12 protein-coding genes are annotated in these 13,151 nt (G+C 73.0%); 4 read left to right on the forward strand and 8 right to left on the reverse strand.

Annotation, left to right across the window (positions count from 1 at the left end; genetic code table 11):
• Window positions 1–26 precede the first annotated feature (26 nt).
• The 8 genes from AB0F01_RS04760 to AB0F01_RS04795 are packed head-to-tail and all read right to left on the reverse strand — an operon-like array spanning window position 27 to window position 7,595.
• Entirely contained in the window at window positions 27–893 is an 867-nt protein-coding gene (locus AB0F01_RS04760; RefSeq protein ID WP_362089898.1) for an alpha/beta hydrolase, read from the reverse strand.
• Window positions 893–2,059 (reverse strand): hydroxylase, encoded by a 1,167-nt coding sequence (locus tag AB0F01_RS04765; RefSeq protein WP_362089900.1) that lies wholly within the window; start codon window positions 2,057–2,059, stop codon window positions 893–895. The genes AB0F01_RS04760 and AB0F01_RS04765 overlap by 1 nt, the downstream gene beginning before the upstream one ends.
• A gap of 52 nt (window positions 2,060–2,111) precedes the next feature.
• Complete coding sequence (locus tag AB0F01_RS04770) at window positions 2,112–2,990, reverse strand: VOC family protein (protein WP_362089902.1); 879 nt, start codon at window positions 2,988–2,990, stop codon at window positions 2,112–2,114.
• A 53-nt stretch (window positions 2,991–3,043) separates the two neighbouring features.
• Window positions 3,044–4,243, reverse strand: coding sequence for a flavin reductase family protein (locus AB0F01_RS04775; RefSeq protein WP_362089904.1), 1,200 nt, complete (start codon window positions 4,241–4,243; stop codon window positions 3,044–3,046).
• Window positions 4,236–5,039 carry an ABC transporter ATP-binding protein gene (locus tag AB0F01_RS04780; RefSeq protein ID WP_362089906.1) on the reverse strand — a complete coding sequence of 268 codons (804 nt, stop codon included), beginning with the start codon at window positions 5,037–5,039 and terminating at the stop codon, window positions 4,236–4,238. Before AB0F01_RS04780 ends, AB0F01_RS04775 begins: the two co-directional genes overlap by 8 nt.
• On the reverse strand, window positions 5,036–5,824 hold the full coding sequence (locus AB0F01_RS04785; RefSeq protein ID WP_362089907.1) for an ABC transporter permease: 789 nt from the start codon (window positions 5,822–5,824) through the stop codon (window positions 5,036–5,038). Before AB0F01_RS04785 ends, AB0F01_RS04780 begins: the two co-directional genes overlap by 4 nt.
• Window positions 5,821–6,621 carry an ABC transporter permease gene (locus AB0F01_RS04790; RefSeq protein WP_362089909.1) on the reverse strand — a complete coding sequence of 267 codons (801 nt, stop codon included), beginning with the start codon at window positions 6,619–6,621 and terminating at the stop codon, window positions 5,821–5,823. Before AB0F01_RS04790 ends, AB0F01_RS04785 begins: the two co-directional genes overlap by 4 nt.
• Window positions 6,618–7,595 (reverse strand): ABC transporter substrate-binding protein, encoded by a 978-nt coding sequence (locus AB0F01_RS04795; RefSeq protein ID WP_362089911.1) that lies wholly within the window; start codon window positions 7,593–7,595, stop codon window positions 6,618–6,620. The genes AB0F01_RS04790 and AB0F01_RS04795 overlap by 4 nt, the downstream gene beginning before the upstream one ends.
• Before the next feature lie 251 nt (window positions 7,596–7,846).
• On the opposite strand from AB0F01_RS04795, the gene AB0F01_RS04800 reads away from it, so the two are divergent.
• From AB0F01_RS04800 to AB0F01_RS04815, 4 genes are all read left to right on the forward strand, one after another.
• The gene (locus AB0F01_RS04800) at window positions 7,847–8,617 is read left to right on the forward strand and encodes a helix-turn-helix domain-containing protein (protein ID WP_362089913.1); all 771 of its coding nucleotides are present in this window, start codon (window positions 7,847–7,849) and stop codon (window positions 8,615–8,617) included.
• Between the two features lie 898 nt (window positions 8,618–9,515).
• On the forward strand, window positions 9,516–10,943 hold the full coding sequence (locus AB0F01_RS04805; RefSeq protein ID WP_362089915.1) for an MmgE/PrpD family protein: 1,428 nt from the start codon (window positions 9,516–9,518) through the stop codon (window positions 10,941–10,943).
• 67 nt (window positions 10,944–11,010) lie between these two features.
• Window positions 11,011–11,850, forward strand: coding sequence for an alpha/beta hydrolase (locus AB0F01_RS04810; protein WP_362089917.1), 840 nt, complete (start codon window positions 11,011–11,013; stop codon window positions 11,848–11,850).
• A 19-nt stretch (window positions 11,851–11,869) separates the two neighbouring features.
• Window positions 11,870–13,042 (forward strand): hydroxylase, encoded by a 1,173-nt coding sequence (locus tag AB0F01_RS04815; RefSeq protein WP_362089919.1) that lies wholly within the window; start codon window positions 11,870–11,872, stop codon window positions 13,040–13,042.
• The last annotated feature ends 109 nt before the right edge of the window (window positions 13,043–13,151 follow it).

Consider the following 13,151-nt stretch of genomic DNA (forward strand, 5'->3'; position numbering starts at 1 on the left):
ACGGCCGGGCGGTCGGTCGGGCGGCCTCAGGCGGCGCGCGCGCCCGTGGGACGGTCGGCGAGGAAGCCGAGGACCAGCCGGTCGAACTCCGGGGCGCGCTCGTGCGGCACCCACAGCCCGGTGCGCTTGAACAGGTGCAGCTGGGCGTCCGGGATCCGCTTGAGCAGGAAGAGCGCGTTGTCGAAGCCCTGCACCCGGTTCTCGGTGCCCCACACGATCAGCGTGGGCACCGTGATCCGGTCCAGTTCCTGCCACAGCGGCTCGGCCGGCCCGCCCGCGGACTCGGCGGCGGCCCGGCGCTCCTCGCCGCCCGCGACCGACTCCCGGTAGCGCTCCTCGACGAGTTCGTCGGTGACCAGCGCCGGGTCGAACATCATCATCCGCAGGTAGGCGCGCATCTTCTCCCGCGTCGGGCCCTCGCCCGCGTAGTAGGAGCGGATCGCCTTCTGTCCCTCGGACGGCATCGTGCTGAACAGCGGGACCCCGCCGGCGCTGGAGACCAGCACCAGCCGGTCCACGCGCTCGGCGTGGTGCAGCGCCATCGCGAGGGCGACCGCGCCCCCGGTGGCGAGGCCGACCACGCTCGCCCGCTCGATGCCCAGTTCGGTGAGCATCGCGGCGAACACGTCGGCGTACGGCCGGTACTTGCCGCCGGACAGGTTGATCGTGTCGGACCGGCCGTAGCCGGGCAGGTCGACGACCAGGACCCGGGCGCTGCGGGACAGTCCGGCGAGGTTGCCGCCGAAGTTGCCCCAGCCGGAGGCGCCGGGGGCCCCGCCGTGGATGCAGAGCAGCACCTCCGGTCCGGTGCCGGCCTCGTGGTAGTGCAGGCGGGTGCCGCCGACCGTGACGAAGCGGGAGGTGGACTCGGGGGTCAGGGGCGCGGTGGGCATCAGACCTTCACCGCCGCCGGCATCTCGCCGCCGAAGAAGTCCATGCCGTACGCCTGGTACAGCGGGCCGGCGTAGTTCTGCACGTGGTGCAGGGCGCTCTGGCAGTCCCGCCACATCCGCTGCATCGGGTTGCGCGCGTGCAGCTGGGAGCCGCCGCTGACCTTGAAGACCTCGTCGGCGGCGGCCGCCGCCCGGTGCGAGGCGGAGACCTGGTTGCGGCGGATCTCGGCCCGCTCGGACAGCGTCAGCAGCCGGCCCGAGGAGACGATGTCGAACGCCCGGTCCACGTCGTGCAGGACGTGCCGGAGGCTGGCGTCGATGTCGGCGGCGGCCGGTCCGAGGGCCGACAGCTGGAACGGGTCGCGGCTGGCCGAGCCGAAGCGGCTGCCGCGCTCCCGGGTCCAGGCCAGGTAGGCGTCCAGCGTGCCCTGGGCCAGCGCGATGGTGGCGGTGGTGATGGCGCCGGAGAACACCACGTTGCGCGGCATCGAGTACAGCGGCACGTCCCGGCCGGCGACCAGCCCGGCGCTGCCGTCGGTCACCGGGTCGGTGCGGATCAGCCGGTGCTCCGGCACGAAGACGTCCTTGACGACGATGTCCTTGCTGCCGGTGCCGCGCAGCCCCATCACGTCCCAGGAGTCGTGGACGATCTCGTAGTCCGGGCGGGGCAGGACGAAGTGGATCGTCTCCCGGTCGGTGACGTTGCCCTCCTGGTCGGTGATCAGACCGCCGATCATCACCCATCGGCAGTGGTCGGTGCCCGAGGAGAACGGCCAGCGCCCGCTGAACCGGTAGCCGCCCTCCACCGGCCGGGCCCGCCCCATCGGCGCGTAGGGCGAGGCGACCCAGGTGTCGGGGTCCTCGCCCCAGATCTCCTCCTGCATCCGCCGGTCGCCCTGGGCGAGTTCGTGCGGGTGCACGCCCACCACGCCGGCGACCCAGCCGGCTGCGCCGTTGCGCCGGCCGATCTCGAAGACGGTGCGCATGAAGTCGGACGGGTGGGACTCGTGGCCTCCGAAGTCGCGGGGCTGCAGCATCCGGATCACGCCGGAACCGCGCAGCGCGGCGGCGGCCTCGTCGCTGACCCGTCCGAGTTCCTCGGACAGGGGTGCGTCGCTCTCCAGCAGCTCGGCGTGCTGCAGCACGCGGTCAAGCACGGCGTTCATGGCGCCCTTCCTCTCGGGTGTGGCGGTGGGGGGTGTGGCAGGCGGGACGGTGTCAGTGGTGGTCGACGGCGTGGTGACCCCAGAAGTGCGCGGTGTCGTACCGCGTGGGGGTCCAGGTCGCGTCGTCGATCTTGATGCCGCCGGTGCCGAACTCCAGCCCCACGTCGGACGGGGTGAGCAGGTAGAAGCTGATCATCCGGTCGTTGCTGTGCCGGCCGAACGTCTTCAGCAGCCGGTGCGGCTCGTCCTCGATGTGCTCCAGGGCCCGGCCGATCACGTCGAGGTCGGTCACCTCGAGCATGAAGTGGCCCACGCCCAGTGGGCGGCCCGGCACCTGCGGGGTGAAGGCGAAGGAGTGGTGGCGGGGGTTGCAGTGCAGGAACGTCGCGGCCAGGTCCGGGGCGAGGTCGATGTGGTCGGAGAGCCGGAAGCCCAGCACGTCCATGAACAGCGACTCGTAGCGCTCGCGGTCCGACACCACCTGCAGGACGTGGCCGACGCCCTCGGTGCCGGCGACGAACTCGGCGCCGATCGGGGAGGCGAACCGCACCGAGGAGGTGGCCAGCCCCCAGAAGATCTCGTGGTCGTAGGCGTCGTCGGGGTCGCGGAAGCGGATCAGGTCGGAGACCATGCGCTCCTTGGCGACCTCCGGGCCCGGGCGGGTCACCTCGTACCCGGCGGCGGTCAGGCGCTCCTCCAGCTCGGCGAGTTCGGCGGGGCCCCTGGTCTCCCAGCCCACCGCGCTCACGCCGCCGCGCTCACCGGGGCGCACCTCGAGCCGGTACGTCTTCTCGTCGATGCGGAACAGCAGGCGGTCGTCGCTGCGGCGGTCGGCCATGAGTCCCAGCACACGCCGGCCGAAGTCCTGCCAGTGGTCGAGGTCGGTGGCGGTGAACTGCAGGTAACCGAGGGCGGTGACGCGGGCGGTCATGTCTCTCCTTCGCTGTCGAGCATGTCGAGCATCTCGGGCGTGCGGGCCGGGCCTCAGCCGAGCACGCGGTCCTGGCCGAACCGGATCTGGATCAGGTCGGCGACCTCGGCGGCCCGGTCGCGTACCTGCGCGCCCCACCGGGCGACGGTCCTGCCGTCGGCGCCGGCCGGCGGGAAGGACATCCGGACCGCCAGCCGCGGGGTGCCGGTCATGGGCACGGCGACGGTGATGGAGCGGACGTCGTAGGAGCCGTCGGGATCGAGGTCGGGCTCGTAGTAGTCGAGGCGGTCCAGGTGCATGCTGAGCACCTGGCGGTGACGGCGGGGGGTCGGCTCGCCGTGGATGTAGCGGGTGACGTCCTGCCAGGTGTCGCGGTCCGGTGCGTGTCCGACCAGGCAGAGCGAGTAGCCCTGGGCGGCGACCCGCTCCGCCAGCTCACGGCAGCGCTCGCGCGCCGCCTCGTCCTTGCGCGGCAGCCGGTCGAGCCAGCGGGTCAGGCCCGCGTCGTCGCCGGGGTCGAGGTGGACGGCGCCGACCGGCGGCAGGTGCGGGAGCCGCAGCCCGATCTCGAAGTAGGTGGGCGTCGCCGAGCCCCGCTCGGTGCCGATCACCACGTCGTGGTCGCCGATCGACGCGAGCAGCGACACGTCGGCCGACTCCTCGGCGGCCAGCGCGGCCAGCGGCTCCATCGCCGCCTCGCTGAGGCGGGCGGCCCTGATCAGCTCGTGCTCGCCCGGCACCAGGAAGGACGACGGCGCGAAGCCGCCGAAGCCGCCCTGGAAGAAGAGCAGCGGGCTGGTCGGACGCTGCACCTCCAGCGTGTGGACCTCGCCGAGCACGATGTAGTGGTCACCGGCGTCGACCAGTTCGTGGTAGGAGCAGTCGATCCAGGCGACCGAGTCGCCGAGGATCGGCGCGCCCGACGGCGAGGGCCGCCACTCCACGCCGTCGAACGACTGCGGGCCGCGCCAGCTGGTGACGAGGTCGGCCTGGTCGGCGGCGAGCACGTTGACGCAGAACGTGTCCGCCTCCCGCAGCCGGGCGAAGGTGCGCGAGCTGCGGTCCGGCATGAAGGACACCAGGGGCGGGTCGATCGAGACGGAGTTGAAGGTGCCCACCACCATCCCGATGTGCTCGCCGCTGTCGAGGGTCGCGGTGACCAGGGCGACCCCGGTGGGGTGGTGCCCGAGGGCCTCGCGGAACGTGCGCGGGTCGATCGCGGTCAGGGCCGCGCCGGTGGTGGGTTCAGACATCGCGTATCAGCCTGTAGACCTGGCTGCGCAGTTCGGCGAACCGCGGCAGCGCCTTGGTGGAGACCTGCTCGCGCGGGGCGGGCAGGTCGACGGGGAGGAGGGAGCGGATGCCGGCGGGCTTGCCGCCGAGGGCGAGGACCCGGTCGGAGAGGTAGACGGCCTCGTCGATGTCGTGGGTGACCAGCAGCACCGTGATGCCGAGGTGCTCACGCACCCTCAGCAGCAGGTCCTCCAGGTCCGCCCGGGTCTGGGCGTCGACCGAGGCGAACGGCTCGTCCATCACCACCACGGACGGCCGGTAGGCCAGCGCCCGCGCGATCGCGACCCGCTGCTGCATGCCGCCGGACAGCTGCCAGGGGTAGTGGCCGGTGAAGTCGGACAGACCGACCTCGGCCAGTGCCTCCCGGGCCGTCGTCTCCCGCTCGGCCTTGTCCAGACCCGCCGAGCGCAGGGGCAGCACCACGTTGTCGAGGACGCTGAGCCAGGGCATCAGCGAGCGGCTGTAGTCCTGGAAGACGATGGCGAGCCCGCGCGGCGGTGCCTCGATCCGCTGGCCGGCGAAGGTCACCTCGCCCTCGCTGGGGCGGCGCAGTCCGGTCAGGCACTCCAGGAGCGTGGTCTTGCCGACGCCCGAGGGGCCGACGATGCACATCATCTCGCCGCGGCCGACCTCGAAGTCCAGTCCCTTCAGGACCTGGCGCTCGCCGTAGCTGTGGCCCAGCCCGCTGATCCGCATGACCGGATCGGAGGCACCGCCCTCCGGCTCGCCCTTGCTCAGGGTGGTCTGCGTCTTCATCGCTGGTCCTCCTTCTGCTTGGTGTAGCCGCGGTGCCAGGCCAGCACCCAGGCCTCGACCAGGCCGAACGCCTTGTTCGCGGCGTAGCCGATCAGGCCGAGCACGAGCAGGCCGGTCCACATCGCGACGATGTCGAACGTGCGCTGCGAATCGAGGACGAAGTAGCCCAGTCCGCCCGGGCTGCCGAGCATCTCGGTGAGCACCATCGCCACCACCGACATCGACAGCGCCACCCGGGCGCCGGCGAAGACCTGGGGCATGGCGGCGGGGACGATCACGTAGCGGATCCGGTGCCAGGTGCTGAGCCGGTAGCCGGCGGCGACCCGGTGCAGCACCGGATCGACCGAGCGGACGCCCTCGACCGTGTTCAGCAGGATCGGCCAGGTGGAGACAAAGGCGATGGTGACCACCTTCATGTCGTCGCCGGTGCCGAGCAGCAGCATCATGATCGGCAGCAGCGCCACACTGGGCAGCGCCCGCATGAACTCCACCAGCGGCCGCGTCGCGTCCTCCAGTGCCGGGACGGACCCGAGCAGCAGGCCGAGCAGCACGGCGACGGCGAACCCGATGCCGAACCCGGAGACCAGCCGGATCACGCTGGGCAGCGCGTCCTCGACGAGGTGGTCGAAGAACCACAGGTCGACGAAGCGGTCGGTGATGTCGGCGAGCGGCGGCCAGTAGAGCGAGGTGCTGCCGGCACTGAACCACCACCAGGCGGCGATCAGGAGGACGGGGAGCCACAGTTCCCGAGCGACGGCGGTGACGACGCGCAGCGTCCTGCTCATGCCGCACCTCCCTTGCGGACCGAGGGGTGCCACCACAGCACGCGGCGCTGGAGCAGCACGAAGATCAGGTTGAGCACCAGGCCGAGGGCCGCGGCGGTGAACGAGTAGACGAACGCCCGGTGGGTGTCGTTGATCTGCATCGACTGCAGCAGCAGGTACCCCAGCCCGTCGGAGCCGCCGAGGAACTCCGAGCTGATCGCCATCAGCAGCGAGAGCGTCGCGGCGATCCGCAGCCCGACGAAGACGAAGGGCAGCATCGACGGGGCGATCAGGTAGCGCAGCCGGTGCCACCGGGTGAGGTGGTAGGCCCGCCCGACCCGGCGCAGCTGCGGCGAGATCTCGCCGACGGCGTACGAGGTCTGGATGATGACCGGCCAGACCGCGGACACCACGATGAGGATCAGGCCGAGGCTGCGGGTGGCGCCGAACATCAGCAGGAACAGCGGCAGCAGCGCGATCGCGGGCACCGTCCGGCCGAAGTCCAGGATCAGCTGGGTGCTGCGCCGGACGTGCTCGTTCGCCCCGGTCAGCAGGCCGACGGGCAGGCCGATCAGCAGGGCCAGGCCCAGCCCCATCAGGGCGGTCTCGACCGAGGTGGCGATGTTCGACCAGTAGGCGGAGGTGCCGGCCAGGTCGGCGGCGGACTCGGCGCTCTCCAGCGGTGTGGGAAACCCGCTGGCGGATCCGGGCCCGCGGGCGAACAGGTGCCAGACGACGAGCGCGACCAGGATCGCCAGGAGCCTGTTCACCAGGCGCCGGGCGCCGGGGGGCGCCGCCCGGAGGGTGGTACGGGTCACGGGAGGATCAGCTTCTCTGCGTCCGGTGCGGCCTTCTCGAACATGTCGTACTTGTTCATGTACTCGACCGAGAACTCGATGTCGGCCTTGGTCAGCGGCTTCTCCGCGTAGACCGGGAAGGCGGCCTTCTTCAGCAGCCCGGCGTCCGCGCCGAGGACCTCGGCGGCGGTCTTCACCAGCAGGTCGCGGTCGTCGTTGACGGCCTTGTTGCCCTCGCGCACCGCCTCGGCGAACGCCTTCACGGTGTCCTTGTTCGCGTCGGCGAAGGCCCGGGTGGTGACCCAGACGTACGCCGATCCGCCGCCACCGGAGTTGACCGGGCCGAGCGGGTGCAGCTCGCCCTTGGCGCGCTCCACGGTGCCCACCGGCTCGGGGGTGGTGGTCGCGTCGACCTGGCCGGACTTCAGGGCGGCCAGCGGGTCCGGGGACTCGACGAACTTGATGGTGGAGCTGTCGCCGCCGGCCTCGTCGACCGATCCGCGCAGGTCGACCCAGGGCGCGCTCTTGATCTGCGGCACACCGACGGTCTTGCCGGACAGGTCGGCCAGCGACTTGATCGGGGAGTTCTTCTTGACCCACACGTTGGCGAAGCTGAAGTCCTCCTGGCCCTCCGGGATGCCCCCGTCGGTGGCCGCGGCCACGTAGACCAGGTCGACGCCCTGCCCCGCGGCGACGAGCGAGGTCGCGGTGTCGAGCAGGGCCAGGTTCACCTTGCCGCCGAGCAGCTGCGGAACCATCTCGGTGGACGTCTTCGCCGTGCCGATCTCGACGTCCAGGCCGTGCTTGTCGAAGACGCCCTCCTCGTCGGCGGCGAACGCCGGCACACCGTTGAGGGAGGCGAAGACGGCCAGCTTCAGCGGCTTGTCGGCGGACGACGCGTCCGCCGAGCCGGAGCTGTCGGAGGAACAGGCGGTACACAGGGCGAGCGCCGCGACGGCGGTCGTGGCGAGTGCGCGAAATCGAGTGGAAGCCATGGGAGGTCCAGTCCTTCGGTCATGCCCGAGAGCTCGGCTCGTGCAGAGGATGCGTCCGTGACGGGCACGACCGACAGTGACAAAGAGAGGGTCCCGGGTGGCCCGATCGCTCACCAATCGGAATTTCATCTCGCCCGATCAGGAAACCTCGACGTAACGCAACGCCATCACGTACGTTCCCTGTCACACATCTTTCACATGGCTGAAACTGTTCTCCCCGAGGGAACGCAGGGTGAGGAGACGGGGGCGGAATGAGCGAGATCAACGGCAAGCGCGGAGTGCTGGCGCGGGCCTTCGACATCCTCGGCTGCTTCACCGGGGGCGTGCCCGAGCGGTCCGTCGCGGACATCTGCGCGGCGACCGACCTGCCGCCCGCGACCGTGCACCGGATGCTCGCCACCCTCTCCGAACACGGCGCGATCGAGCGCACCGGCCGCGGCCGGTACCGGCTCGGGCCCCGCCTGTGGCAGCTCGGCCACGGCGTCCCGGACATCCGGCTGCTGCGCGACTGCGCCCGCCCCGCCCTGGTCGACCTGCACGCCAGCACCCGTCTGCCGGTCGCGCTCGCCACCCGCCGGAGTGACCGGCTGCACATCATGGACAAGATCGCGGGCCGCGGCACGGTCCGGGTCTGGGAACAGCTCGGCACGCCGTCACTGGACGAGCACCCCGCCGGACTCGTCCTCCTGGCCTGGGGGAACGACCCGGACCGCCGTCCGGCGTCGCGCCCGCTGCGCAGCGAGGAACAGTTCGCCTGGCGGCAGCAGATCGCCCAGGTCCGCCGGCTCGGCTTCGCCCACTCCCCCATCGGCGCGGGGCACACCTCGCCGCTGGTGTGGGCCGCCGCCCCGGTCTTCGCCGAGGACCAGACGGTCGGCACCTGCGTGATGATCGGCGGACGCCGGGGCCAGCACCCGCCGGTGTCGCTGGGCCGCCTGGCCCGTACGACGGCCCGCGACATCTCCGCGGGCCTGCGCGCGGCGGCGGACGACGACCCGCCGACGATGCGCACCCACGCCTGAGCGCGGTCCGTCGCCCCCGCTCCCGTGGGCGGCGCCCGCGCCGTCCGGTCGGCGCGGTCCGTCGCCCCGGCTCCCGCGGGCGGCGCCCGCGCCGTCCGGTCACGGAGCGTGCCGCGGGTGACGGTCCGGTGGTGGCTGGTTCCTGCCCGTGGGCGACGGACCCCGTGTGCCTCCCCGCCGGCAGGCGCCGTCGGCCGGGCTCCGCCCTCCGGCCGGCGGCTGCCACCGGTACGGCGGTTTCCGGCCGGACCGTGCGGAGCGGCTCGACGCCTCGGACACCTCCGCCGACCCGTGACGGGAGCGCCGCCCCGCTCTCCCCACCGGCCCGTGACGGGAGCGCCGCCGCGCTCTCCGCGCCGTACCGCACCAGCCGCCGCCCGCTCTCCCCGCTGCTGTACCGCGCCCGCCGTCGGACGGCGGTGAGACGTCACACATCGCCCCGGAGCGTGCCGCACCGAGGGGCGCGCCGCCCGCCCGGGGGCGTCCCGCTGCTCGCGACCGCCCCCAACCGGGGCACCCTCTCCGCTCGCGACCGTCTCCGACCGAGACACCCCCACCGCTCGCCACCGCCCCCGCCCGAAGCACCCCACCACCCGCAACCACCCCCAACCGAGGCACCCTCCCCACTCGCCACCGCCCCCGCCCGAAGCACCCCACCACCCGCGGCCGGCCCCGTGTGCGGCACCGTCCTGCCCTCGGCATCCCTCCCGCGGCCCGCCCCTCACGCGAGGTGTCCGGGCCCCGGCCGGCGTGACCCGGGGGGACGCGGCGCCCCGCACCCCCCGGGGAAAGCCAATTCCGCTGGATGCGAGGCGGCGGCCACGCGGCGCCCGTGGCTCCGACACTGGTCACCGCGGGTCGCCGAGGCGCCCGCGGATCCACCGTCGAGAGGACAGCTGTGAGCGTCGCCTCCCCCACGTCGCAGCAGACCGGCGCCACCGCGCAGCTGGTCGGCTTCGTCTGCCGGCCGGACCGCCGTGCCGAGCCCGCGGCCCGGGCGGCTCTGCGCGGTCTGGTGGCCGACACCGTCGGCGTCGCGGTCGCCGGGCTCGCCACCCCGGCCGCCCTGCTGGTGCGCGACTGGGTCGGGGACCAGGCGCCGCCCGGTGCCCTCCCCGCGTCCGGCACGGCCGCCGTGTGGGGCACCGGGGACCGGTTCGGCCCCGCCGACGCCGCCCTGGTCAACGGCACCGCGGCCCACGCCCTGGACTGGGACGACGCCGCCCCCTCGATGGCGATGCACCCCGCCGCCGTCCTCCTGCCGACCCTGTTCGCGCTGGCCGCCCGCCGGCCGGTGACCGGCGGCGAGCTCGTCACCGCGTACAGCGTCGGCTCCGCCGTCTTCCGCGCGGTCAGCGAGACGCTGCCGCACGCCGTCCACTACGGCCGCGGCTGGCACAACACGTCGACCACCGGCCGGCTGGCCGCGACGGCCGCCGCCGGCCGGCTGCTCGGCCTGGACCGCGAGGCGACCGCCCACGCCCTGGGCATCGCCGCCTCCCAGGCGGCCGGCAGCCTGGCGAACTTCGGCACGATGACCAAGCCGATGCACGCCGGCCTCGCCTCCCGGGACGCCGTGATGGCCGTCGGCCTCGCCGCGCGCGGCTTCACCGCCCACCCCGCCCAGCTCGAGGCGCGCGGCGGCTTCCTGGACCTGTTCGGCGAGCCCGACCCGCAACGCACCCGCGTCCTGCACGAGCGCCTGGAGCACTGGGCGACGGCGTGGGTGGACGACTACGCGATCAAGGCATACCCGTCCTGCTTCGCCACCCAGCGCGCCATCGACGCAGGCATCTCGCTGCGCGCGGAACTGGGTGAGGACCTCTGCCACGGAGCGGCGGCCGGCACCGGCCGGATCGTGCGGGTGGAGGTGACCCTGGAGCACGGCGGCACCCGCCCGCTGCGGGACACCGCGCCCGGCAACGGGCTGGAAGCCAAGTTCTCCCTGGAGTACACCCTCGCCGTCGCCCTGCTCACGGGGGACGTCCGGCTCGCCGACTTCACCGACGAGGCGCTGCACCGTCCCGGCGTGGCCGAACTGATGGCCCGTGTGGAACTGACCGAACGTCCGCCGGCCGCCGGCCCCGGCCACACCGTCGTCCGGCTGCACACCGACGACGGCCGGATCCTGGTCCGGGAGGTCCACCACTCCCGCGGCGACTCGCACCGCCCGCTCTCACCCGCCGAGCTGGCCGCGAAGTTCCAGCAGTGCGCGGGGCAGGGGCCGGCCTCCCGGTCCTGGTTCGACGCCCTGTACGCCGTCCCGGACGCCGACGAGCCCCAGGACCTCCAGACACTTCTCACCGGCCCGCCCCCTCGCGGCTGACCCGGCCCCTCCCCCCACCGGACGCGGCCCTCATCGCGCCCGACCCGACACCAGGAGAGTTCCGACCATGACCGACACCTTCACCGAGGAAGCGACCAGCCGGTTCGTGGACCTGCCCAGCGGGCGCGTCCACTACCACGAGTACGGGCAGGGCCATCCGCTCGTGCTGCTGCACGGCTCCGGCCCGGGCGCGACCGGCTGGAGCAACTTCGCGCCGAACCTGCGCGCGCTCGGCGAGAACTTCCGCTGCCTGGCCGTCGACATGCCCGGCTGGGGCAAGTCCGACCCGGTGAGCTACGACGACCGCGACCACGCGCGGACCGCGCTGGAGTTCCTCGACGCGCTCGGCATCGAGAAGGCGGCCTTCATCGGCAACTCGATGGGCGGCGCCACCTCGATCATGTTCGCCACGCTCCACAAGGACCGGATCAGCCATCTGATCACCATGGGCGCGGGCGTCGGCGGCGCCCACCTGTTCGTCCCCGGCGGCGGCCCCAGCGAGGGCGTGAAGGTGCTGCAGCGCACCTACCGCGAGCCCACCGAGGAGAACTTCCGCGACCTGGTCGACGTGATGACCTTCGACCCGGCGCACGCCTCCGAGGAACTGGTCCGCCTGCGCCACCGCGCCGCCGTCGAGCGCCCCGACCACCTCGCCAACTTCGCCGCCGGCATCGGCAGGCCCCGCCCGCACATGGCCACCCACGCCGAGATCGCCGGCATCACCGCCCCGTCCCTGTTCTTCCACGGCCGTGACGACCGGGTCGTGCACTACGAGAGCTCGCTGAAGCTGGTCTCCCTGGTGCCCCGCTCCCGGATGGTGCTGCTGGCCGGCTGCGGCCACTGGGCCCAGCTCGAGCACGCCGACGAGTTCAACCGCACCGTCACCGACTTCCTGCTCCACAACTGAGGAAGAGAGCGCTTCTGCCATGCACGAGGTACACGAGCGGATCCTGGCCCGCGCCGAGGAGATCGCAGCCGAGGCCGAGCCCAGCGACGAGCTGGGACGGCTCACCGACAAGGCGGCCGGGATACTGCGCACCAGCGGTGTCATGCGGATGCTGCAGCCGGCCGAGTTCGGCGGCCACGAGGCCGGTCCGGTCGACTTCTTCCGCCTCCAGCGGGACATCGGCGTCCGGTCCTCCTCCGCGGGCTGGGTGGCCGGCGTGGTCGGCGTCCACGCGTTCGAGGTGGCGCAGATGGACATCAGGGTGCAGAAGGAGATCTGGTCCGAGGACCCGGACACCTGGATCGCCTCGCCCTACGCCCCCCTCGGACGGGCGACCCCGGTCGACGGCGGCTTCCGGTTCTCCGGCCGCTGGCCGTTCTCCTCGGGCACCGACCACTGCCGGTGGATCGTCCTCGGCGGCCTGATCGTGGACGAGGACGGCACGCCGGTCCCGGGCGGACTGCGCCACTTCGTCCTCCCGCGGGCGGACTACGAGATCCTCCACGACTCGTGGGACGTGGTGGGGCTGCGCGGCACCGGCAGCAAGGACATCCTCATCGAGGACAAATTCATCCCCGCGCACCGCGTCTTCGACCCGGCCCCGATGGAGGACGGCGGCCTGGCCCACCAGGTCGGCCGGGGCGACTCACCGCTGTACCGGATGCCGTTCCACCCGATGTTCACCGCGGGCATCACCACCGCGACGGTCGCGATGGCCCAGGGCGCCCTGGCCGCGTTCGTCGCCTCGATGCGGGGCCGGGTCACGGCACGCGGTGTGCGCACCGCCAACGACCCGCACCAGCTCGCCGTACTCGGCCGGGCGATCTCCGACCTGGAGGCCGGCGAGGTCCAGCTGTTCGGGGACATCGAGCAGATGTGGGAGCGCGCGAAGCGAGACGAGCGCTTCCCGGCCGAGGAGCGGCTGCGGGTCCGCCGCAACCAGGTCCGCATCGCGCGCCGCGCGGTGGACGCCGTCGACGAGCTGTTCCTGCACGCCGGAGGCTCCGCGCTGCGCAGCGACTCCGCCCTGCAGCGGTGCTGGCGCGACCTGCACGCCGCGATGAACCACGCCAGCAACAACGCCGACCCGATCTACCAGGCCTACGGTCTGAACCTCTTCGGGCACCCGCTGCCCGCGTCGGTGCTCTTCTGAGTGACCCGCGGGACCCGCCCCCGCCGGCCGGGGTGACGCAGCCGCCCGCGGCACCGCCGCGGGGAGTCCGCCCAGCCGGCGGCGCACGTGGCCCGGTCACGGCTCACGC

The sequence above is a fragment of the Streptomyces sp. NPDC029526 genome, assembly GCF_040637405.1.
Lineage (GTDB): Bacteria > Actinomycetota > Actinomycetes > Streptomycetales > Streptomycetaceae > Streptomyces.

Coding starts and splice junctions, on each gene's coding strand:
- AB0F01_RS04760 (WP_362089898.1), bottom strand. CDS start 893: ATGCCCACCGCGCCCCTGACCCCCGAGTCCACCTCCCGCTTCGTCACG.
- AB0F01_RS04765 (WP_362089900.1), bottom strand. CDS start 2,059: ATGAACGCCGTGCTTGACCGCGTGCTGCAGCACGCCGAGCTGCTGGAG.
- AB0F01_RS04770 (WP_362089902.1), bottom strand. CDS start 2,990: ATGACCGCCCGCGTCACCGCCCTCGGTTACCTGCAGTTCACCGCCACC.
- AB0F01_RS04775 (WP_362089904.1), bottom strand. CDS start 4,243: ATGTCTGAACCCACCACCGGCGCGGCCCTGACCGCGATCGACCCGCGC.
- AB0F01_RS04780 (WP_362089906.1), bottom strand. CDS start 5,039: ATGAAGACGCAGACCACCCTGAGCAAGGGCGAGCCGGAGGGCGGTGCC.
- AB0F01_RS04785 (WP_362089907.1), bottom strand. CDS start 5,824: ATGAGCAGGACGCTGCGCGTCGTCACCGCCGTCGCTCGGGAACTGTGG.
- AB0F01_RS04795 (WP_362089911.1), bottom strand. CDS start 7,595: ATGGCTTCCACTCGATTTCGCGCACTCGCCACGACCGCCGTCGCGGCG.
- AB0F01_RS04800 (WP_362089913.1), top strand. CDS start 7,847: ATGAGCGAGATCAACGGCAAGCGCGGAGTGCTGGCGCGGGCCTTCGAC.
- AB0F01_RS04810 (WP_362089917.1), top strand. CDS start 11,011: ATGACCGACACCTTCACCGAGGAAGCGACCAGCCGGTTCGTGGACCTG.
- AB0F01_RS04815 (WP_362089919.1), top strand. CDS start 11,870: ATGCACGAGGTACACGAGCGGATCCTGGCCCGCGCCGAGGAGATCGCA.